Genomic DNA, 20,685 nt, shown 5'->3' on the forward strand with positions numbered 1-20,685 from the left:
ATCCGGGCCTCAGTTCACACCCTTCGGCACGTTCTCCGGCGGCACCGTGGTGTCGACCACTTTCTGGCGATGGAAGATGAACAGGCCGGCCAGAACGACGATGCCGGAGCCGATCAGGATGCGCGGGCCGGGAACGTCGCCGAAGAACACCAGCCCGAACACCACGGCCCACAAGAGCAGCGTGTAATGCAGCGGCGCCAGCGTCGAGGCCGGCGCCAGTTTCAGCGCCCGCGTGATCATCAGATGCGCGCCGCAGGAGACGATGCCGAGCAGCAGCATGGCGCCGAGATCGAGCGCCGAAGGCGCCTTCCAGGCGCCGATGGTCAGCACGCCGCCAACCACCAGCGTGCCGATCGTCTGCCATGTCACCAGATTGGTGTCGCTGGTGCCGCGCAGGCGCCGGTTGAGGATGATGGCGAATGCGAAGGCAAGGCTGCCGACAAGCGCGAAACCCGACGATAGCGAAAACGCGGCAGAAGACGGTTTCAGCATGATCACTACGCCGCAGAAGCCGAGCAGGATTGCCACCCAGCGGCGCCAGCCGACCTTTTCGCCAAGCAGGAAATGCGATAGCGCCGCCACATAGATCGGCCCGGCCATGTAGAAACTCATCACATCGGCGAGCGGCAGGTAGACGACGGCGGCGTAGAACAAAGCGGTGTCCAGCGTCGTCGCCACCACGCGCAGGATCTGCAGCCCGGGCCGCTCCAGCCGGAACAGTCTGGCAGCGCCCTGGTTGGCGATCATCGGGCCGAGCACGATGAAGGCGCCAATCGAGCGAATCAACACGACCTGGCCGACGGAGAAGCTGGTGACCAGCCACTTGCCCATCGCGTCGTTCAGCGCAAACAGAAAGTCGCCCGCCAGCATCAGCAGGATGCCGGCCAGAAGCACATTCCTGATTATCGAATTGGGAGCGGGCTCGACCATGCCCGGCTCCTATCCGCAAGCGCCAAGTTTGACGAGTGGGAATCGGCGAAACGGTAAGACCAGCCGCCGGAATCGGCTGTATCTACCCGGATTTGTGCCGCCGATTCACCTGCGACGGCCTGCCGGAGATCGAAAGCCTGGTATCCTGCCTTGTTCGCTCCGCCACCACCTTGCCCCTGGCGATGACGCAGATGCGCTCGGCGCGCAGGCGCAGGGCCTCGATCGGATTGCCGGCATCGAGGATCACCAGGCTGGCGCGCTTGCCGACGGCCAGGCCGAGATGATCGAGGCCCATGATCGCGGCGTTGACGTTGGTGACCATGTCGAAGCAGCGCGCCATGTCGGCCGGGCTCGACATCTGGGCGACATGCAGGCCCATGAAAGCGACGTCGAGCATGTCGGCGGTGCCGAGCGAATACCAGGGATCGAGCACGCAATCCTGGCCCCAGCCGACTCGGATGCCCAGCGCCTGCATTTCCTTGACCCGCGTCATGCCACGCCGCTTCGGGAACGTGTCGTGACGGCCCTGCAGCATGATGTTGATCAGCGGGTTGGGTATCGCCGAAACCCGGGCCTCGGCGATCAGCGGCAACAGTTTCGAGACATAGTAATTGTCCATCGAATGCATGGAGGTTAGGTGCGAACCGGCCACCCTGCCCTGCAGACCGAGGCGCTGCGTTTCATAGGCGAGCTGCTCGATGTGACGCGACAGCGGGTCGTCGGTCTCGTCGCAATGCAGGTCGACCATGAGTCCGCGTTTTGCCGCAATCTCGCACAGTTCGGTCACCGAGCGCGTGCCATCGGCCATGGTGCGCTCGAAATGCGGAATGCCGCCGACGATGTCGACGCCCATGTCCAGCGCGCGAATGGTGTTTTGGCGCGCCGTCGGCGAGCGATAGAAGCCGTCCTGCGGGAAGGCCACCAATTGCAGGTCGATATAGGGGGCGACGGTCTTCTTGACCTCCAGCAGCGCCTCGACCGCCAGCAGCCGGTCGTCGCAGACATCGACATGGGTGCGGATGGCGAGCAGTCCCATCGACACCGCCCAGTCGCAATAGGCGAGCGCCCGATCGCGCACAGCTTCGTGCGTCAAGAGCGGCTTCAGTTCGCCCCACAGCGAAATGCCCTCGAGCAGCGTGCCCGACGTGTTGATGCGTGGAATGCCGTAGGATAGCGTGGCGTCCATATGGAAATGCGGATCGACGAAGGGCGGCGAGACCAGATTGCCACGGGCGTCAACCTCGGTCCGCGAGGAACCCTCGAGCTTCGGCTCGATCGCTGCGATCGTCTCGCCGCTGATGCCGATGTCGGCTATGCCGCCATCCGGCAGCGTGCCGCCACGAACGATTAGGTCGAAATCCATCTCTCATCATCCCGCTTGAAGAATCACAGTTGCATCGTGTCTCAAAAGACAGCCTGCCGCAGCGGTTTCTTTCCATGGCGGCGAAAGGTTCCCTCCGGCGGCAACTCCCTCTATAAGCCGCCTTCGTCATCCCGGCATCAAGGATCAGCCGTGTTTCGCTTCTTCCGCTCGACGGAAAACCAGCGCCTCGTCACAAGGCTGCTCCAGGAATCGTTCCGGCAGCACAGGGCCGGCTACGCCGCCGCGATCCTGTCGATGCTGGTGGTGGCCGGCATGACGGCCGCCAGCGCCTGGATCCTGCGCGAAATCACCAATGAATTCGTGATCGACAAAAGGGTCGATCGCGTCAACATGATTGCCGTGGCGGTCGCCGGGATCTTCATCGTCAAGGGCATCGCCAACTTCGTCCAGGCCTACTTCATGAGCCGGGTCGGCAACGCCATCATCGCCGAACGGCAACGCAAGATCTACGACCGCATCCTGGCGCAAGGCATCGAATTCTACCATTCGACCTCGTCGTCCGACCTGATCACCCGCATGACCAACAATGCCCAGGCGGCGCGCAACGTGCTCGACCTCATCGTCACCTCCTATGTGCGCGACCTGGTGACGCTGGCTGCCTTGATTGGGGTCATGGTCTGGCAGCAGCCGGCGCTGTCCCTGATCTGCTTCGTCGTCGGTCCGCTGGCCATCTATGGCGTCAACCGCATCCTGAAGCGCGTGCGCAAGTTCGCCGCCATGGAGTTCCGCTCGGTCGGCCAGATCGTGCAGGTGATGCAGGAAACCGCGATCGGCGTGCGCGTGGTCAAATCCTTCAACCTCGAAGGCCTGATGCGCAAGCGTATGTACAGGGCGGTGTCCGATGTCGAGGACCGGGCCAACAACATCGCCGCGCTGGAAGCAGTGACCAATCCTGTGATGGAAACGCTGGCCGGCCTGGCGATCGCCGGCGCGGTCATGGTCAGCGGCTTACTGGTCCTGAAGGGCGGCCAGATGCCTGGCAACATCATGGCCTTCATCGCCGCGCTGCTGCTTGCCTATGAACCGGCAAAGCGCCTCGCGCGCGTCCGTATCTCGCTGGAAAGCGGCATTGTCGGCGTGCGCATGATGTTCCAGTTGGCCGACGAGCCGCTGACATTGGCCGAGAAGCCGGATGCAAGGCCGCTTCAGGCCGGACCGGGCGAGATACGGTTCGACGCGGTCAGCTTCGCCTACCAGAACGGCTCCCCGGTGCTGGATGGGTTCGACCTGACCCTGGCGCCCGGCAAGATGACGGCGCTGGTCGGCCCTTCCGGCGGCGGCAAGTCAACGATCCTGAACCTGATCATGCGTATGTACGACCCGAAGAGCGGCAGGGTGCTGCTCGACGGCCAGGACATTTCCCATGCCACGCTCGCCTCGCTCAGGGAAAAGATCGCCTATGTCAGCCAGGACACGTTCCTGTTTGCCGGCACCATCATGCACAACATCCGGCTTGGTCGCGAGGACGCGACCGACGACGAGGTGATCGCCGCGGCCAGGGCGGCCAACGCGCATGACTTCATCGTCGCGCAGGCGAAAGGCTATGAAACCGATGTCGGCGAGAATGGCGGCCTTTTGTCGGGCGGCCAGCGCCAGCGCATCTCGATCGCCCGCGCCATGCTGCGCAACGCCGAAATCCTGCTGCTCGACGAGGCGACCAGCGCGCTCGACGCGGAGTCAGAGGCGCTGTTCCGCGACGCGCTGCAACAGCTGACGGAAGGGCGCACCACGATCGTCATCGCGCACCGCCTGTCGACCGTGCACCAGGCCGACACGATCGTGGTGCTGGAAGCCGGCAAGGTGGTGGAAAGCGGGCCGCACCGGGCCTTGCTCAAGCAGGGCGGGCTTTACCAGAAGCTCTATGAGTATCAGTTGATGCCTTAGTGTGGGAGCGGCGCAAGCCGAGGACAGGTAGTCCTGCAGTGTTTGTGCCGCCCCTCATCTGCCTGCCGGCATCTTCTCCCCGTATAGTGACGGGGAGAAGGGGCTGGTCGCAACCTCTCAGCTTTCTTGCAACGCCGACAATTGGGCGAAGCCGTTGGTAATGGCCTCTTTCTCCCCGTCACTATACGGGGAGAAATGTCCGGCAGGACAATGAGGGGCAGCGCCGACCTGACGAGATTCGAGCCTTACTCCGGCACGTGCCTCACGGCACCCTTGTCCGCGCTGGTGGCGAAGGCGGCGTAGGCGCGCAGCGCGGTCGTCACCTTGCGCTTGCGCTTTTCCTGCGGCTTCCAGGCGGCCGCGCCCTTGGCCTCCATGGCAGCGCGGCGCGCAGCGAGTTCCGCGTCGTCGACGGCAAGGCGGATGGTCCGGTTCGGGATATCGATCTCGATCGTGTCACCCTCCAGCACCAGCCCGATCAGACCGCCTTCCGCCGCTTCCGGCGAAGCATGACCGATGGACAGGCCCGACGTGCCGCCGGAGAAGCGTCCATCCGTGACCAGCGCGCAGGCCTTGCCCAGGCCCTTCGACTTCAGATAGCTGGTCGGATAGAGCATTTCCTGCATGCCGGGGCCGCCGCGCGGTCCCTCATAGCGGATGACGACGACGTCGCCGGCCTTGATCTCATTGGCAAGGATCGCCTTGACCGAAGCGTCCTGGCTTTCGAAGACGCGAGCCGGACCGGTGAATTTCAGGATCGACTCATCGACGCCTGCCGTCTTCACGATGCAGCCGTCGAGCGCCAGATTGCCTTTCAGCACGGCAAGGCCGCCGTCTTTCGAGAAAGGCGTCTTCGCCGAGCGGATGACGCCGGTCTCGCGGTTCGTGTCGAGCTCGTCCCAGCGGCGGTCCTGGCTGAAGGCGACCTGCGTCGGCACGCCGCCGGGAGCAGCGAGGAAAAAGTCCCGCACATTCTGGCTCGAGGTGCGTGAAATATCCCAATGATCGAGCGCTTCGCCGAGGCTGGCGGTGTGCACGGTCGGCAGGTCGCGATTGATCAGTCCGGCCTCGTCGAGCTGGCCGAGGATGGCCATGATGCCACCGGCGCGATGGACGTCCTCCATGTGCACGTCGGATTTGGCCGGCGCCACCTTGCACAGGACGGGGACCCGCCGCGACAGCCGGTCGATGTCCTCCATGGTGAAGTCGACCTCGCCCTCATGGGCGGCGGCCAGGATGTGCAGCACGGTGTTGGTCGAGCCGCCCATGGCGATGTCGAGCGTCATGGCGTTTTCGAAGGCGCCCTTGGAGGCGATGCTGCGCGGCAATGCGCTCTCGTCATTCTGTTCGTAGTAGCGCTGGGCGAGATCGACGACGAGATGGCCGGCCTCGACGAACAGCCGCTTGCGGTCGGCATGCGTGGCCAGTGTCGAGCCGTTGCCGGGCAGCGAAAGCCCCAGCGCCTCGGTCAGGCAGTTCATCGAGTTGGCGGTGAACATGCCCGAGCAGGAGCCGCAGGTCGGGCAAGCCGAGCGCTCGATGACCTTGACGTCCTCGTCGGAGATCTTGTCGTCGGCGGCGGCGACCATGGCATCGACCAGGTCGAGCGCCTGCGTCTTGCCGGCCAGCACCACTTTGCCGGCTTCCATCGGGCCGCCGGAGACGAACACGGTCGGGATGTTGAGGCGCAGTGAGGCCATCAGCATGCCGGGCGTGATCTTGTCGCAGTTGGAGATGCAGACCATGGCGTCGGCGCAGTGCGCATTGACCATGTATTCGACGGAGTCGGCGATCAACTCGCGCGACGGCAGCGAATAGAGCATGCCGTCATGCCCCATGGCGATGCCGTCATCGACGGCGATGGTGTTGAATTCCTTGGCAACGCCGCCGGCCTTCTCGATCTCGCGGGCGACCAGCTGGCCAAGGTCCTTCAGATGGACGTGACCCGGCACGAACTGGGTGAAGGAATTGACCACCGCGATGATCGGCTTGCCGAAATCACTGTCCTTCATGCCTGTGGCGCGCCATAGGCCGCGGGCGCCGGCCATGTTGCGGCCATGGGTGGTGGTGCGGGAACGGTAGGCGGGCATGTTTTTTCCTTGATGGCTGACCGCAGCCGAAGAATGGCGCGGCGGCGCTTAATTTTGATCGCAGGGGTTATAGACGCGCAAGTATGGTCTGGCCACATTTTTGCAATGCGCCAGATTCTCCAGGAAAATTCGATGCCACTGTCGGATCGGGCGTTTCACGGCCGTCCTTGGGCAGACGGCAAGAAATGGCACCATTCCGGGAGTCGGCCGTTTCATTGTGGCGCAAGAAGCAACCGAGGAGCACGACATGCAAAAGATCACCACCTGCCTGTGGTTCGACGGCCAGGCCGAAGAAGCGATGAACCACTACGTCTCCATCTTCAAGAATTCGAAGGTGCTGAGCGTGCTGCGTTGGCCCAAGGGTCACGCCGATGAGGGCAAAGTGCTGCTGACCACGTTCGAGCTCGACGGCGTGCCGTTCCAGGCGCTCAATGGCGGCCCCAACTTCAAGTTCAACGAGGCGATGTCGCAGTCGATCGACTGCAAGACGCAGGAAGAAGTCGATTATTTCTGGGAGAAGCTCACCGAGGGCGGGGAGCCTGGCGCCTGCAGCTGGTTGAAGGACAAGTTCGGTGTTTCCTGGCAGGTCGTGCCGGAACAGTTGCCGCGCCTGCTTCTGGATCCGGACCGGGCCAAGGCCGGCCGGGTGATGAGTGCGATGATGCAGATGGGCAAGATCGACATCGCCAAGATCGAGGAAGCGGCGAAGGGGTGATCGCAAGTGAGTAGTCAGTAGTGAGTAGTCAGTAGCGATATTACTACTCACTACTCACTACTCACTACTCACTACTCATTATAATCACGCCGCCTTGTCTCTCACCTGATAATCCTTGATCGTGGCGAAACGGATCGCTTTCCAGCGGTCGGCTTCGTAGTTCAGAGAGAAGGCGTGCTGGGCGAGGAAGACTGGGTCGTTGTCGAGGTCGCGGGCGATGTCGCCGCGGTGCGCCTCGATGAAGCGAAGCACCTCGGCCTTGTCGTCGGCCGAGATCCAGCGGCAGACGGAAAAGCGCGACATCTCGAACTCTACGGGCAGCGTGTACTCGAAGTTCAGCCGCTCTTTCAGCACATCGAGTTGCAGGGCGCCGACGACGCCGACGATGGCCGGAGAGCCGTCCTCGGGCGAGAACAGCTGCACGACGCCTTCCTCGGCCATCTGGTGCAGCGCTTCCTTCAGCTTCTTGGCCTTCATCGCGTCGCCGAGACGGACACGACGTAGAATTTCCGGGGCGAAATTCGGCACCCCGCGAAACAGGATCTCCTCGCCCTCGGTCAATGTGTCGCCAATGCGCAGCGTGCCGTGGTTGGGGATGCCGACGACATCGCCGGCAAATGCCTCGTCGGCGGTGACGCGGGTGCGGGCGAAGAAGAATTGCGGCGCCGAGAGTGACATAGGCTTGCCGGTGCGCACCAGCTTGGCCTTCATGCCGCGCTCGAGCTTGCCCGAGCAAACGCGCACGAAGGCGATGCGGTCGCGGTGGTTGGGATCCATGTTGGCCTGGATCTTGAAGACGAAGGAGGTCATTTTCTCCTCGGTCGCCTCGATGGTGCGGGTGTCGGCCTCCTGCGCGCGCGGCGGCGGGCCAAAGGCGCCGAGCGCCTCGATCAGGTCGCGCACACCGTAGTTGCGCAGCGCCGAGCCGAAATAGACAGGCGTCAGATGGCCCTCGCGAAAGGCGTCGATGTCAAGGGGTCTGCACGCCTCTCGCGCGAGCTCCAGTTCCTCGATGAAGGCCTCGCGCTCGTTCTCCGGCAGCAAGCCGGCAACGCGATTGGAATCGGGACCATTGACCGGCGTGCGTTCCTTCTCGTCATCGCCCTTGCGCACTGCGTTCAACGCCAGGTGGTAGGTGCCTGAAAAGGTCCTGCCACGGCCGATCGGCCAGGTGATGGGCGCGGTGTCCAGCGCCAGCTTCTGCTCGATCTCGTCCAGAATCTCGAACGGATCGCGGCTTTCGCGGTCCATCTTGTTGACGAAGGTGATGATCGGGATGTCGCGCAGCCGGCAGACCTCGAACAGTTTCAGCGTGCGCGGCTCGATGCCCTTGGCGGCGTCGATGACCATGACCGCCGAGTCGACCGCCGACAGCGTGCGATAGGTGTCGTCGGCGAAATCCTCGTGGCCCGGCGTGTCGAGCAGGTTGAAGACGTTGTCCTCATATTCGAAGGTCATCACCGAGGTGACGACCGAAATGCCGCGCTCGCGCTCGATCTTCATCCAGTCGGATCGCGTCTGGATGCGGTCCTTCTTTGCCTTGACCTCGCCGGCAAGCTGAATGGCGCCACCGAACAGCAGCAGCTTTTCGGTCAGCGTCGTCTTGCCGGCGTCAGGGTGGGCGATGATCGCGAAAGTGCGGCGGCGCGATACCGCCTGTTCGATGTCTTCTGCCAATTTCTGGAATCCTGTCTGTGGCGCGGGCTTCTAGCAGCGCTTTTCCGGCCTGTCGACGGTTTTGGCCTGACGGGCCCTGTCCGCACTTGAGCTCCGGCCGCCGCGATGGCATCAGGGATGCCAATCCGGCGGAGATCAAGCGTGAGCGAAACCAAGCAAATCATCGTCATCGGCGCCGGCATCATCGGAGCTTCCATCGCCTGGCATCTGACCAGGGCCGGCGCGCAAGTGACCGTCATCTCCGAAAGCGGCATTGGTGGTGTCGCGACGCCCAATTCCTTTGCCTGGATCAATGCAAGCTGGGGTAACCCGGAGCCGTATTTCCGGCTGCGCAGCCGCGCGATGGCTGAATGGACTCGGCTAGCGCGGGATCTGCCAAGCCTGCCGCTCGCCTGGTGCGGCGGCCTGTGCTGGGATCTATCGGCGGCCGACATGGAAACGTATGCCGCGGAGCATTCTGCCTGGGGCTACGGCATCGAGCGCGTCGACCGTGCCGGTGCGGCGCGCATCGAGCCGAATCTCGCCGATCTGCCGGATGTCGCTTTGCATGTGGCCGAAGAGGGTGTCGCCGAGCCGGTCGCAACCACGAAAGCACTGTTGGCAGATGCGAAGCGGCATGGCGCACGCATCACCTCCAGCACGGTGACGGCACTTGCCCAGACCAATGGCAGGATAACCGGCGTGGACACATCGCATGGGCTGATCGCCGCCGACGAGGTGGTGATCGCGGCAGGCGTCGGCTCGCCTGACATTGCGGCGACCGCCGGCATCAACCTGCCGATCGAGACGCCGCCCGGGCTGATCGTCCATTCGCGGCCATACAAGAAGCTGCTCAACGGACTGGTGCTGGCCGAGCGGCTGCACATGCGCCAGACGGCGGAAGGCCGCATCATCGCCGGCTCGGACTTCGGCGGCGCCGATCCGGGGATGGATGCCGAGGCCACCGCGCGCGCGTTGTTCGCGGCCACGAAAGCCATGTTGCGCGACAGCGACGGACTTGAGCTGGATTTCCACACGGTCGGCTACCGGCCGACGCCGATCGACGGCTTTCCGATCATCGGCCGCGCCGAGAGCATGGATAGCGTCTATGTCGCGGTCATGCATTCCGGCATCACGCTGGCGCCGGCCGTCGGCCTGTTCGCCACCCGCGAAATTCTTGGCGGCGAGCGCGACCCGCTGATGGCGCCTTACGGGCTGTCGCGCTTCGCTCAATAGCCGGGCGGCCGGCGAAAGCCGCCGGCTAGCGGTTCCATCGCCCTGGCGATGGCGAGCAGCCGCGATTCCGACCAGCGTTTGCCGACAAGCTGCAGGCCGATCGGCAGGCCGCCGCTGTCCTGTCCGCATGGCATCGAAAGCGCTGGGTGGCCGCTGTAGTTGAAGAGGGCGCCGTAGGCCGGCAGCATCCAGTAACTCCGGTCCTTGCCGTCGACCTTGATCGCAGTGCCCGGCGCACAATGCGGGAATGCCGTGGTCATGGCGACCGGGCAGAGCAGCGCGTCCCAATCCTCGAAGAACCGGTCCCAGGCGAGAATGGATTTGTCGCGGCGGGCCAGTGCCTCGAACCAGCGCGAGACCGATGTCGGTTGCTCCGGGGTTTCCTGCGCCGCCTCCATCATCATACCGATCAGCGCGCCGCCCTCGGCAAGATTGTCGTGCAGATCGAGCTTGGGCAGTTTCGCTTCCTCGATGACGGCACCGGCATCTTGCAGTTGCCTTGCGAGATTTTCGACCGCGGCACTGATGTCGCCGGCCACCGGGAACCCGGCAAAGTCGGGCGCGAAAGCGATGCGCAAAGCCTGGAGGTCGAGCTTCGGCATGGCCTCGACCGGCACCGGCGCAAGGTCGGTGTCGCGGCTGTCCGGGCCGGCGATGATCCGATAGATCAACGACAGATCCTCTACGCTGCGCGCCAGTGGGCCGAGACAGGACATCAGCCGCACGCCGCGCGCGGCACCGCCCGGATCCGGAAAGGCGCCGGCCAGCGAAACGCGATGTTCGGTCGGCTTCAGGCCGTAGACGCCGCAGAACGCCGCCGGAAGGCGGATCGAGTCCTGCATGTCGGTGCCGACGTCGAACGCTGTCATGCCTGTGCAGACGGCGGCAGCGGCGCCGCCGCTGGATCCGCCCGGGGTGCGCTGGAGGTTCCAGGGATTGCAGGTGCGGCCGAACAGCGGATTGTCCGATTGCCAGTCGGACAGCATGGTGGCGACATTGGTCTTGGCCATTAGCACACCGCCGGCCGCCTTCAGCCTGATAACGACCGGGCTGTCTTCTTTCGCCACATAGTCGGCGAAGGGCGGGAAGCCGACCGTGGTCCTCACGCCGAATGTCTCGTGCATGTCCTTCAGCGTGAAGGGAACGCCGTGCAGCGGCCCAAGTACGGCACCGCGCGCCAGTGCCGCGTCGGCCTTCTTGGCACGCTCGCGAGCCCCTTCCCTGTCGAGTGAGATGACTGCGTTGACGGCAGGGTTGTGTTTGTCGATCCGCGCGAGATGGGCGTCGAGCGCCTCGACGGCAGAGATCTTGCGATTGGCGATGGCGGCGGCGAGATCGGTGGTTGTGGAAAAGACCGGGTCCATGACGAATGCTCCAGCTTGCTTGCCGCCTGCCCTTCAAGATGGCGGACAGCGGCGCGGCTTCAAGCGGAGTTGAGCATTCCTTGGAAGTCGGCCTTTGATTGGGATTGCGTTGAGGTCGGCACTCTACGGCGCCCCCCTCTGTCCCGCGACGTTACTCAACGCGGCGAAAGCCTATCCAACCAGCGCCAGTTTCGCCGCAGTTGGCGCAAAGGGGCGGATGGTGATGCCGTCCCTTGTCATGGTGACGAAGCTCGATGGCGGGATCGCCTGCCAGTCGCCGCCCTCGCGATCGAAGGGCTCGGAGACGATGCAGCGGCCGGCGCCCTTGCCGAACATCGCTGTGTAGAGCGTCGGCGCCTGGGCATCGCTGGCGTAGCGCACCGCATACAGCGCCTGCCCGTCCGAGAAGGCGGCGGTGAGTTTCAGCGCCGGCTCGAGGCCAGCGCGGCGCGAGGCTTCGAGCACGCGACTGGTGGCACGGGAAACGGCGCCTTGCGGATCAGCAGCCAATCCTTCGTCGATCATCAGGAGAAAGAAGAGTTCGGAATCGGTGGTGCCTTCGCGCTGGTCGAAGACGGCGTCGGACAGCGAGTTCTCCAGCGCGCGGCGGATCTTCTCGAAGCCGCCGATCTGGCCGTTGTGCATGAACGACCAGCGGCCGGAGATGAACGGATGGCAATTCATGCGGCTGGTGGCGCCGCCAGTCGAGGCCCGCACATGGGCGAGGAACAGGCCGGATTTGATCTGCCGGCACAGGCTCTTCAGGTTGGGATCGGACCAGGCCGGCAGGATGTCGCGATAAAGACCGGGCTCGGGCCGGTCGCCGTACCAGGCAAGGCCGAAACCGTCGCCATTGGTCGGCGACTTCGCTTCCTGGGCGCAGTGGCTCTGGGCGATCAGCGAGTGACAGGGCGCCGTGAGGATGTCTTCGAGAAAGACCGCTTCACCGAGATAGGCGGCCCACCGGCACATCGCTTGTCGTCCCCTAGGCGCGATCCGGAAGAGCCACCGGCTCGTTGATCGCGTGTGTGCCTCTGTTGTGCGTCCGCTCGTAGAGCTCGCGGATGATTCGGCTGGCGGTAGTCTCGAAGAGAAATGGCAAGAAAGCGTGAACAAATGCTGCTCCCGCCGCCATCAGCAGGCGCGACGAGAACCAGGCGGCGAAGGCCATATGGCCGAAATAGGTTTCGCCGACCTTGGCCGTATGAGAGGTGAAAATCCTTGCGACCGACATGCTGGTTCCCCTTCAGCGCTTGCGTTCCGATATGAGTATCCTGACACGCCTCACCGGTTCATTGGTCCCAAAATATCCTTGTATTTTGCTATTTCATGGGACAAATATTTCACATGACACTGGCAATCGATGAGATCGATCGAAAACTGCTCGCCGAATTGCAACGCGATGGCACGCTGTCGGTCGACCAGCTGTCGGAGCGGGTGGCCTTGTCGCGCAATGCCTGCTGGCGTCGCGTGAAGCGGATGGAGGAAGATGGCGTCATCACTGGCCGCGTGGCGCTGGTCGACGCCGAAAAGCTCGGGCTCGGCCTTTCGGTGTTCATCCTGATCCGCACATCCAATCACGATCCGGACTGGCTGCAGAAATTCCGCGCCGCGGTGGCGGGCTTGCCCGAGATCATCGGCGTCTACCGCATGTCTGGCGATCTCGACTATGTGCTGCGCGCCCGCGTCGCCGACGTGAAGGCCTATGACCGGCTCTACCAGCGGCTGATCGCCAAGGTGGCGCTATCCGATGTGTCCGCCTCCTTCGTCATGGAGGAGATCAAGGAGACGACGATTGTTCCGATGGAAGTTCGCTAGGCCGCCCTCAGGCCATAGTGATGCCCGAAAGAAAGCCGTTGATAGCTCCGCGGTCGAGTTGACCGAATCGGCATTCGCGCCGATAGGATCGATTTTATGCGCGCAGCCCTTCAAACACCTTCCGTCATCGGTCCGACCGTCGGCTTCATCAGGCTGCCGCACGGTGAGGGACTTCCTCTTCCCGCCTATGAAAGCGCCGGCGCCGCCGGCATGGATTTGCGCGCGGCGGTGCCCGAAGACCGACCGCTTCTGATCCTGCCGGGCAAACGCGCCTTGGTGCCGACGGGGCTGATCCTGGAAATTCCCGAAGGCATGGAAGGCCAGGTGCGGCCGCGCTCGGGCCTTGCCTTCAAACATGGCCTCACCGTCCTCAATTCACCGGGCACGGTCGACGCCGATTATCGCGGCGAGGTGAAGGTGCTGCTGGTCAACCTCGGCGACGAGGACTTCGCCGTGACGCGCGGGATGCGCATTGCCCAGATCGTTTTCGCCGCCGTGACGCAGGTGGCGGTGGAAGAGCGTTCGCTCGCCGGCGGCACGGCGCGCGGCTCGGGCGGATTCGGATCGACCGGCACCGCCTGATGCATGGCTGCGTTTCGGCACAGCGAACCTTGCCGGGTAGACTGATCCAATATGACTGAAACACTGCCCCTGCCAAAGCTCGTCATCTTCGACTGCGACGGGATCCTGGTCGATACCGAGAACCTAGCCAACCGACGCCTGGCCGAATGGCTTAGCGCGGCCGGCTACCCAACGACCTTCGAATATTGCCGCAAGAACTTCTCCGGCCGCAGCATGGTGTCAGTGCGGAAGGAGATCGAAGAGACGACCAGCGTCAGGCTCGGCGCCGATTTCGTCGAGCGCTGGAATGCCGGCCTGCCGGATCTGTTCGCCCATGGCGTCGAAGCTATCCCCTATGTCCGGGAGTTCATCGAGGCGGTCCGTGCGGCCGGCCTCGCCTATTGCGTCGCCACCTCGGCCAGGATCTCCAAAATGCACATAACGCTTGGCCAGACCGGGCTGTTGCCTCTGTTCGAGCATGCCATGTTCAGCGCCACCATGGTGTCTCGGGGCAAGCCGTTCCCCGACCTGTTTCTGCATGCGGCCAGGACCATGGGCTTCGAGCCCGCCGACTGCATCGTCATCGAGGACAGCGTTGCCGGCACGCAGGCCGGCATCGCCGCCGGCATGCGGGTGTTCTCCTATCATGGCGATCCCTATTCCGACCGTGACGGGCTGATCCAGGCCGGAGGCATCCTGTTCGACGACATGCGCGAACTCGCCGGGCTGGTGCCGATCCACTGACTTTGCCGGCCGGTTTGGCTAGCTGCGGCGCCCTGCAAGCCATGTTAGCTTCGCGATGCTTGCGGTGAGGGGACGATATCAAGCATGTCAGGATTTTTGCATCGGCTCGTCTTTGCCTGCCTGTTGGTGCCATTGCTGTGCGGCGCGGCCAGCGCCCAGGATGCCGCCAGCCCGGACCTCGGCAAACCCATCGCCGGCCACGCCGATACGACCTATGCCGATCTCATCAGGATGGTCATTCCGGATCTGACGGCGAAGGCTGACTATTATGTCGGCTCCTCGCCGATCGAGATGCGGCACATCGCCGGTCCCGACAATGACAGCTCGCCACCGGAAGCACCGAGCGTTTTCAGCGCCGGCGTGCTTGGCATCAAAGCCGGCGGCAAGGACCGGCTGGCCATGCTGTTCGACCTCGGCGAGTCGCCCGACAGCGCGGAGGGCTATGCGGTGCTGGCGCTTTACGACGTCACCGGCAAACCGAGGCTGCTTGACGCCGTCAATGTGGCGACCGACCGTTTCACCTTCTTTCGCCACCCCGGTAAACTTTCGCTCGGCGCCAGTGACGATGCGCTGATGATCTCCAGCACGCATTTCAACTCGAACCAAGGCTACATGTCGACGCCGCTTATCCTGGTGCGAGACGACCGTTTTGAGCTGATCGACCTCATCAACACGTTAGACGAAAATGTCTGTTCCTACCGGCGCTCCCAAGACCTGGCCTTCCAGGTTTTGAGCGATGGGCCGCCCTACGCGGCGATCAAGGCGACGATAACCGACAAGACAGCGCCTGGCGAAGAGACTTGCGACGAACCGGCCCCGAAAGCCGTCTCGAACGCCATTTCCGTCACCTACCGCTGGGATAAGAGAACGGCGGGCTATGTCGCCGATTCCGACGCTTTCGAGAAATTGGCAGCAGACAACGAGAAACGCTTCTGAACCAACCGCATTCGTTTGCCCGGCCGCAAACAGCGCGCTAGCATCCGTCCAATACTCGTTATGGGGGAGCATCCATGGACAAGGGCAAGATTTTTCGCGACCTGCATGCCTCGACCTTCGTCATGCCCAATCCCTGGGACCCGGGCACGACGAAGCTGCTTGGCTCCTTCGGCTTCAAGGCATTGGCCACGACCAGCGCCGGCTTTGCCTTTTCGCGCGGCCTGCCGGATGGAGCCGTGAGCTTCGATCAGATGATTCATCATTGCCGCGACGTGACGGCCTCGACCGAACTGCCGGTTTCGGCCGATCTCGAGAAGGGCAAGGGCGACAGCGCCGAGCAGGCCGCCGAGACCATCTTCGCGGCGGAAGCCGCCGGGCTTGCCGGCTGCTCGATCGAGGACCACACCGGCGATCCGGACAAGCCCATCTATGAGTTTTCGCACGCGGTCGAGCGCGTTGCCGCCGCGGTGGAGGCGGCGCGGGCGCTGAAGCGTGATTTCGTGTTCACGGCGCGGGCCGAGAATTTCCTCTGGGGCAAGTCCGACCTCGACGACACGATCAAGCGGCTGCAGGCTTTCGAAAAGGCCGGCGCCGACGTGCTCTATGCGCCGGGCATCGGCGACGTCGAGATGGTGCGCAAGATCTGCTCGGCGGTCGGCAAGCCGGTCAACGTCATGGCGAGACCCGGCTTCACCATCGCCGACCTTGCCATGGCCGGCGTCAAACGGATTTCGCTTGGCCCCTGGCTGACCAATTTCGCCTACGGCATGCTGGAGACGGCGGCGCGCGAAATCCAGCAGGACGGCACGTTCGGCTTCACCCGCGCCGCCATGCCGTTCGGCAAATTGCAGGCGCTGTACGGCAAATCCCAGGGCTAGGACCGGCCGCATGAACCTCACCGTCGTCGACATGCATACGGGCGGCGAGCCGCTCCGGATCGTCACGGGCGGCTATCCCAGCATTCCCAAGGGCACCATCCTGGAGAAGCGCGCCTATGTGCGCGACCATCTCGATCATTTGCGCAAACTGCTGATCTTCGAGCCGCGCGGCCACTACGACATGTATGGCGCCCTGCTGGTCGAGCCGGACCTGCCCGGCGCCGACCTCGCCGTGCTGTTCATGCACAATGAGGGCTATTCGACCATGTGCGGCCACGCCATCGTCGCGCTCGGCCGCTACGCCATCGATCAAGGACTTGTGGCGAAACAGGAGCCGTTCACTACCGTGAACATCGAGGCGCCGTGCGGCCTTGTCGTCGCCTCTGTCGCGGTCAGCGATGGCAGGGCCGGTTCGGTGTCGTTCGAGAGCGTGCCGGCCTTCCTGTTCGCCCGCGACCAGCAGATCGAGCTGCCGGAATATGGCAAAATCGGTTTCGATATCGCCTATGGCGGAGCTTTCTACGCGCTGGCCGATTGCCATCAGTTCGGGCTGGAATTCGGCCGCGACCGCGTACGCGATTTCGTCGATGCGGCAACCGCGCTGACGAACCGGCTCAAGGCCGAGTTCGCGCTGTCGCATCCCGATCATGATGACCTCGCCTTCCTCTATGGCACCATCCTGACCGATGGAAAGGACGCCTTTTCCGGAGAGGCCACCAGGAATGTCTGCGTCTTCGCCGAGGCGGAGGTCGACCGTTCGCCGACCGGTTCCGGCGTCACTGCCCGGCTGGCGGCCATGCATGCCAAGGGAGAGATCGCCATCGGGCAGACGCGCGTTTTCGAAAGCATCGCCGGCTCGCGCTTTTCCGGGGCCGTGGCACGAACGGCGAAGGCCGGCCCGCACGAGGCGATCGTCGCCCGCGTCGGCGGCCGTGCCTATTATTCCGGACGGGCCGAATTCATCGTAGAACCGGACGACGATCTGGGGCGCGGTTTCCTCTTGCGCTGAAGGCTCAACCGCGTGCGCGACGAGCCGCTTCCCGCGCCGAGACCGCCTTGTGCAGATGCACCATCATGGCGGCGGCGAAGAGCGGCGTCAGCAGGTTGAGCAGCGGCACGGCAAGGAAGGCCGCGATAACCAGCCCGGAGAGAAACACCGTACCGGCATACTGCCTGCGCAGGGCCCTCGCATCTTCCTCGGGGCGAAAGCGCATGGCGGCGAATTCGAAGAATTCGCGCCCGAGCAGGTAGCCGTTGACGATGAAGAAGGCGGCGATGTTGATGCCCGGCACCAGCAGAAGCATGAGCGCCACGATATTGCCCAGGACGACGACGCCGAAGAATTTTATCGCCAGCACCAGCGAGCGCAATGCCGGCATGGCGCGTCCGGCCGGGTCGCCGGGAAAGTCGGTGCGCTCGACCACGTCAGCGATATCGTCGAGGAACAAGCCGGCGACCACTGCCGTGACCGGCGCGACGAGCAGCGCCATGCCGAAAGCCAGCGCTATTGCCGCGATAATGCCGCCCAGCCAGCCGGCCCAGGATGGCATGCCGGGAAACAGTGTCTGGAGCCAAGGCAGGGCCAGCCATTCGACAAGGCTGGTCAGACCGAACCACAGGGCGACCAGCGCCAGCAGAGTCAGGCCGAGCGTCTTGATGAAGACGGCGCGGAACGGAGGCGAGAGCAGTTCCAGGGCCGCGGTGCGGGCAGCGTCGAAAATCACCGTGCTTCAACCCCAGGTCAGCGGACACAGCCACAAGAGCAATTCCAGGAAAAGTGCGTAGCGGTTTTCCGTCCGGGATTGCGTAAAAACAAGAAATTAGAGCGATCAGAGATTCCATCAAACACTGAACCGCTCAAGACAGGACGCTCCCGAGATAGGCAGCGCGGCCCGCGAGCACAAGCGCGGGCCGTTGCTCGCCTTTGGACGCTCTCGAAATTTGCCTATCGGGCGAAGGCCGGCCTGCGGACCGGTATGGTCATGGCAGCCACGCCGGCGACGACAAAACCCATGCCGAGCCAAGCCGTGGGGCCAAGGCTTTCACCGAGGAAGACGGTGCCGATGCCGACGCCGATCGGCACGCGCAGATAGGCCTGAGACGTGGTGCCGACCGAACCCAGCGTGTGGATCAGACGGAAATAAATGACGAAAGCCAGTGCCGTCGAAAACACCGACAGGCCGAGCAAGGCGAGGATGGAAGCCGCCGAAGGCGCCAGCGTCCACGGCTGGTCGACCACCAGGCTGAGCGGCACCAGCATGACCGCGCCGCACAGCATCGAACCGGCGGCGGGGAGCATCGGATCGAGGCCCTTGAAGCCACGGCCGAAAATCGCGGCGCCCGCATAGCACACGGTTGCCACGACGATGGCCAGCTGCGCCCAGAGCTGGTGGCCGATGCCGCCAAGCGCCTGCGTGCCGACGATGAGGCAGATGCCGGCGATGCCGGCGCCGACGCCGACCAGCTTGCGCACTGTGACCGGCTCATGGCGGGTGATGAGCGCCGTCAGAAGGAAGGTGAAGATCGGCGAGGTGGCGTTGAGGATGGTGGCAAGGCCGGCGTCGACCGAGCGCTCGGCGGCGGCGATCAACGTGAACGGGACGACGCTGTTGAGGCAGGCCTGGAAGGCGAAGCGGCGCCAGCTTGCCGCATCGCCCGGCATGGCAAGCCCGCGCCAGCGGATGATGGCGAACAGGATGGCGCCAGCGATCAGGGTGCGAGCGGCGATGAAGGTGATGGGCGGGATGGTCTCGACGCCGATCTTGATGAAGGTGTAGGAGGCGCCCCACAGCACCGCCAGCACGCCGAGCAGCGCCAGGTCGGTGGTCGTATCGCTCTTTGCAGACATGGGCTTGCCGCCTTCGGGTCGAGATCGAACAAGCCCTTTTAGGCAACGCCACGACGAAATGCTTCGGCCACGATCGAATTGTCGTAACGCCTGGGGGTACAACGAAAACCATGGGCAGAACCGCTTTACAGGCACGTAGTTGCTGGCTTCTTCGACAAAGATGGGCCTCGCCGCAACGCCAGCAACGACAGAAAATCGGTTGCCAGTTTTCAGGATCATGCTGTAGACCCGCGCGGGCATGGCAAGAAGCCGGCCCGGGTTTTGGCGGAGACATTGATGCCGGAATATGACGTGCTTTGCATCGGCAATGCGATTGTCGACATCATCGCCCAGTGCGAGGAGGACTTCCTCCAGACCAACGGCATCATCAAGGGCGCGATGAACCTCATAGACACCCACCGCGCCGAATTGCTCTACAGCCGCATGGGTCCGGCGATCGAGGCCTCCGGCGGCAGCGCCGGCAACACGGCGGCTGGTGTCGCCTCCTTTGGCGGACGCGCCGCCTTCTTCGGCAAGGTCTCCAACGATGCGCTGGGCGAAATCTATGCGCACGATATCCACGCGCAGGGCGTCGCCTTCGACACCAGGCCGCTCGAGGGCGAGCCGCCGACGGCGCGCTCGATGATCTTCGTCACCCCCGATGGCGAGCGCTCGATGAACACCTATCTCGGCGCCTGCATCGAACTCGGGCCGGAAGATGTCGAGGCCGACAAGGCGTCGGGCGCCAAGGTCACCTATTTCGAGGGTTATCTGTGGGACCCGCCGCGCGCCAAGGAAGCCATCCGGCAGACGGCCAGGCTGGCCCACGCGGCCGGCCGCGAAGTGTCCATGACTCTCTCCGATTCGTTCTGCGTCGACCGCTACCGCGACGAGTTCCTCGACCTGATGCGTTCGGGCACAGTCGACATCGTTTTTGCCAACAGCCACGAGATCAAGTCGCTTTACCAGACTTCGTCGTTCGACGAGGCGGTGGCGCAGATCCGCAAGGATTGCAAGATCGCGGCGGTGACCCGTTCCGAAAAGGGCTCGGTCATCGTGCGCGGCGACGAGACCGTGGTCATAAAGGCGACCGCCATCAAGGAACTGGTCGACACGACGGGCGCCGGCGATCTCTACGCCGCCGGTTTCCTGCATGGTTATACACAGGGCTGCGATCTCCAGACCTGCGGCGATCTTGGCTCACTGGCGGCCGGATTGGTGATCCAGCAGATCGGCCCGAGGCCACGCCAGAACCTACGCAAAGAGGCCGAGCAGGCGGGGTTGTTGTAGGACAAAGCTGCCGATCTCCCCCCTCGTGGGGGTTGAGGAGTGGTCCGCGAAGCGGGCGGAAAGCCAATTGCTTGGCTTCCGAACGACGAACGCCGGCAGGCCAGAGGGGGGGCGCTGTCCCGCCAACATCTCGAGGTTTTCCCTGCCAACCGACGGCATTCCCCCAGGCGATGCCAAGCGGCCGCACGTGTGAACACAAGTACCGCTGCGTAGCGATCCTTCGCGCCCCCCTCTGCCCTGCCGGGCATCTCCCCCACGAGGGGGGAGATCGGCAGCTTCGCCGTCTCGCCCACCGCAGGGCTGCGAATCCAGGTTAACGGGGAAGTTGACCGAGGATTGAGGCGAGGTAGTCGGGGCTCCATCCGGCCTTTT

Annotated in this window: 19 protein-coding genes; 10 read left to right on the forward strand and 9 right to left on the reverse strand. The window is 63.9% G+C overall.

Annotated elements, in window-relative coordinates; genetic code table 11:
- Window positions 1-9: 9 nt before the first annotated feature.
- The gene (locus LB543_RS19080; protein WP_224615163.1) at window positions 10-930 is read right to left on the reverse strand and encodes a DMT family transporter; all 921 of its coding nucleotides are present in this window, start codon (window positions 928-930) and stop codon (window positions 10-12) included.
- Between the two features lie 82 nt (window positions 931-1,012).
- Window positions 1,013-2,293: an amidohydrolase family protein gene (locus LB543_RS19085; RefSeq protein ID WP_224615164.1), complete on the reverse strand. Its 1,281-nt coding sequence runs from the start codon at window positions 2,291-2,293 to the stop codon at window positions 1,013-1,015.
- Window positions 2,294-2,443: 150 nt separating this feature from the next.
- On the opposite strand from LB543_RS19085, the gene LB543_RS19090 reads away from it, so the two are divergent.
- Window positions 2,444-4,198 (forward strand): ABC transporter ATP-binding protein, encoded by a 1,755-nt coding sequence (locus LB543_RS19090; protein WP_224615165.1) that lies wholly within the window; start codon window positions 2,444-2,446, stop codon window positions 4,196-4,198.
- Window positions 4,199-4,443: 245 nt separating this feature from the next.
- On the opposite strand, the gene ilvD is transcribed toward LB543_RS19090, so the two are convergent.
- Complete coding sequence (ilvD, locus tag LB543_RS19095) at window positions 4,444-6,288, reverse strand: dihydroxy-acid dehydratase (protein WP_224615166.1); 1,845 nt, start codon at window positions 6,286-6,288, stop codon at window positions 4,444-4,446.
- A gap of 247 nt (window positions 6,289-6,535) precedes the next feature.
- Between ilvD and LB543_RS19100 the strand changes: the two genes are divergently transcribed.
- Entirely contained in the window at window positions 6,536-7,003 is a 468-nt protein-coding gene (locus LB543_RS19100) for a VOC family protein (RefSeq protein ID WP_140760803.1), read from the forward strand.
- Window positions 7,004-7,087: 84 nt separating this feature from the next.
- Here LB543_RS19100 and LB543_RS19105 read toward each other — a convergent pair whose 3' ends face one another.
- Complete coding sequence (locus LB543_RS19105) at window positions 7,088-8,680, reverse strand: peptide chain release factor 3 (protein WP_140760801.1); 1,593 nt, start codon at window positions 8,678-8,680, stop codon at window positions 7,088-7,090.
- A 117-nt stretch (window positions 8,681-8,797) separates the two neighbouring features.
- On the opposite strand from LB543_RS19105, the gene LB543_RS19110 reads away from it, so the two are divergent.
- On the forward strand, window positions 8,798-9,895 hold the full coding sequence (locus LB543_RS19110) for an NAD(P)/FAD-dependent oxidoreductase (RefSeq protein WP_263498754.1): 1,098 nt from the start codon (window positions 8,798-8,800) through the stop codon (window positions 9,893-9,895).
- Here LB543_RS19110 and LB543_RS19115 read toward each other — a convergent pair.
- The 3 genes from LB543_RS19115 to LB543_RS19125 all read right to left on the reverse strand — a co-directional run bounded on the left by LB543_RS19115 (window position 9,889) and on the right by LB543_RS19125 (window position 12,493).
- Entirely contained in the window at window positions 9,889-11,259 is a 1,371-nt protein-coding gene (locus LB543_RS19115) for an amidase (RefSeq protein ID WP_224615168.1), read from the reverse strand. The two genes, LB543_RS19110 and LB543_RS19115, sit on opposite strands and share 7 nt — an antisense overlap.
- Window positions 11,260-11,430: 171 nt before the next feature.
- Window positions 11,431-12,231: a class II glutamine amidotransferase gene (locus LB543_RS19120; RefSeq protein WP_224615169.1), complete on the reverse strand. Its 801-nt coding sequence runs from the start codon at window positions 12,229-12,231 to the stop codon at window positions 11,431-11,433.
- Between the two features lie 13 nt (window positions 12,232-12,244).
- Window positions 12,245-12,493: a DUF6356 family protein gene (locus LB543_RS19125; RefSeq protein ID WP_224615170.1), complete on the reverse strand. Its 249-nt coding sequence runs from the start codon at window positions 12,491-12,493 to the stop codon at window positions 12,245-12,247.
- 113 nt (window positions 12,494-12,606) lie between these two features.
- Between LB543_RS19125 and LB543_RS19130 the strand changes: the two genes are divergently transcribed.
- The 6 genes from LB543_RS19130 to LB543_RS19155 all read left to right on the forward strand — a co-directional run bounded on the left by LB543_RS19130 (window position 12,607) and on the right by LB543_RS19155 (window position 17,205).
- Window positions 12,607-13,077 carry an Lrp/AsnC family transcriptional regulator gene (locus tag LB543_RS19130; protein WP_224615171.1) on the forward strand — a complete coding sequence of 157 codons (471 nt, stop codon included), beginning with the start codon at window positions 12,607-12,609 and terminating at the stop codon, window positions 13,075-13,077.
- Between the two features lie 96 nt (window positions 13,078-13,173).
- Window positions 13,174-13,659, forward strand: coding sequence for a dUTP diphosphatase (gene dut, locus LB543_RS19135; RefSeq protein WP_224615172.1), 486 nt, complete (start codon window positions 13,174-13,176; stop codon window positions 13,657-13,659).
- A 63-nt stretch (window positions 13,660-13,722) separates the two neighbouring features.
- Window positions 13,723-14,382, forward strand: a complete 660-nt coding sequence (locus LB543_RS19140; protein ID WP_224615184.1) for an HAD family hydrolase — start codon at window positions 13,723-13,725, stop codon at window positions 14,380-14,382.
- A gap of 84 nt (window positions 14,383-14,466) precedes the next feature.
- Complete coding sequence (locus LB543_RS19145) at window positions 14,467-15,318, forward strand: hypothetical protein (protein WP_224615173.1); 852 nt, start codon at window positions 14,467-14,469, stop codon at window positions 15,316-15,318.
- A 74-nt stretch (window positions 15,319-15,392) separates the two neighbouring features.
- A complete protein-coding gene (locus LB543_RS19150; protein WP_224615174.1) occupies window positions 15,393-16,196 on the forward strand; it encodes an isocitrate lyase/phosphoenolpyruvate mutase family protein in 804 nt (267 codons plus the stop codon).
- 10 nt (window positions 16,197-16,206) lie between these two features.
- On the forward strand, window positions 16,207-17,205 hold the full coding sequence (locus tag LB543_RS19155; RefSeq protein WP_224615175.1) for a proline racemase family protein: 999 nt from the start codon (window positions 16,207-16,209) through the stop codon (window positions 17,203-17,205).
- 4 nt (window positions 17,206-17,209) lie between these two features.
- Here the strand turns inward: LB543_RS19155 and LB543_RS19160 are convergent, their stop codons facing one another.
- Both LB543_RS19160 and LB543_RS19165 read right to left on the reverse strand, forming a co-directional pair.
- Window positions 17,210-17,920, reverse strand: coding sequence for a sulfate transporter family protein (locus LB543_RS19160; protein WP_224615176.1), 711 nt, complete (start codon window positions 17,918-17,920; stop codon window positions 17,210-17,212).
- A 221-nt stretch (window positions 17,921-18,141) separates the two neighbouring features.
- Complete coding sequence (locus LB543_RS19165; RefSeq protein ID WP_224615177.1) at window positions 18,142-19,044, reverse strand: EamA family transporter; 903 nt, start codon at window positions 19,042-19,044, stop codon at window positions 18,142-18,144.
- A gap of 276 nt (window positions 19,045-19,320) precedes the next feature.
- Between LB543_RS19165 and LB543_RS19170 the strand changes: the two genes are divergently transcribed.
- Entirely contained in the window at window positions 19,321-20,313 is a 993-nt protein-coding gene (locus tag LB543_RS19170; RefSeq protein ID WP_140810803.1) for an adenosine kinase, read from the forward strand.
- Window positions 20,314-20,685: the final 372 nt, after the last annotated feature.

Origin of the sequence: Mesorhizobium sp. ESP7-2 (assembly GCF_020164715.1) — a bacterium.
Lineage (GTDB): Bacteria > Pseudomonadota > Alphaproteobacteria > Rhizobiales > Rhizobiaceae > Mesorhizobium.

What these genes read in the sequence shown, in the direction of transcription:
- LB543_RS19080 (WP_224615163.1), bottom strand. Translation starts at nt 930, where the DNA reads ATGGTCGAGCCCGCTCCCAATTCGATAATCAGGAATGTGCTTCTGGCC.
- LB543_RS19085 (WP_224615164.1), bottom strand. Translation starts at nt 2,293, where the DNA reads ATGGATTTCGACCTAATCGTTCGTGGCGGCACGCTGCCGGATGGCGGC.
- ilvD (WP_224615166.1), bottom strand. Translation starts at nt 6,288, where the DNA reads ATGCCCGCCTACCGTTCCCGCACCACCACCCATGGCCGCAACATGGCC.
- LB543_RS19100 (WP_140760803.1), top strand. Translation starts at nt 6,536, where the DNA reads ATGCAAAAGATCACCACCTGCCTGTGGTTCGACGGCCAGGCCGAAGAA.
- LB543_RS19110 (WP_263498754.1), top strand. Translation starts at nt 8,798, where the DNA reads ATGCCAATCCGGCGGAGATCAAGCGTGAGCGAAACCAAGCAAATCATC.
- LB543_RS19115 (WP_224615168.1), bottom strand. Translation starts at nt 11,259, where the DNA reads ATGGACCCGGTCTTTTCCACAACCACCGATCTCGCCGCCGCCATCGCC.
- LB543_RS19120 (WP_224615169.1), bottom strand. Translation starts at nt 12,231, where the DNA reads ATGTGCCGGTGGGCCGCCTATCTCGGTGAAGCGGTCTTTCTCGAAGAC.
- LB543_RS19125 (WP_224615170.1), bottom strand. Translation starts at nt 12,493, where the DNA reads ATGTCGGTCGCAAGGATTTTCACCTCTCATACGGCCAAGGTCGGCGAA.
- LB543_RS19130 (WP_224615171.1), top strand. Translation starts at nt 12,607, where the DNA reads ATGACACTGGCAATCGATGAGATCGATCGAAAACTGCTCGCCGAATTG.
- dut (WP_224615172.1), top strand. Translation starts at nt 13,174, where the DNA reads ATGCGCGCAGCCCTTCAAACACCTTCCGTCATCGGTCCGACCGTCGGC.
- LB543_RS19145 (WP_224615173.1), top strand. Translation starts at nt 14,467, where the DNA reads ATGTCAGGATTTTTGCATCGGCTCGTCTTTGCCTGCCTGTTGGTGCCA.
- LB543_RS19150 (WP_224615174.1), top strand. Translation starts at nt 15,393, where the DNA reads ATGGACAAGGGCAAGATTTTTCGCGACCTGCATGCCTCGACCTTCGTC.
- LB543_RS19155 (WP_224615175.1), top strand. Translation starts at nt 16,207, where the DNA reads ATGAACCTCACCGTCGTCGACATGCATACGGGCGGCGAGCCGCTCCGG.
- LB543_RS19165 (WP_224615177.1), bottom strand. Translation starts at nt 19,044, where the DNA reads ATGTCTGCAAAGAGCGATACGACCACCGACCTGGCGCTGCTCGGCGTG.
- LB543_RS19170 (WP_140810803.1), top strand. Translation starts at nt 19,321, where the DNA reads ATGCCGGAATATGACGTGCTTTGCATCGGCAATGCGATTGTCGACATC.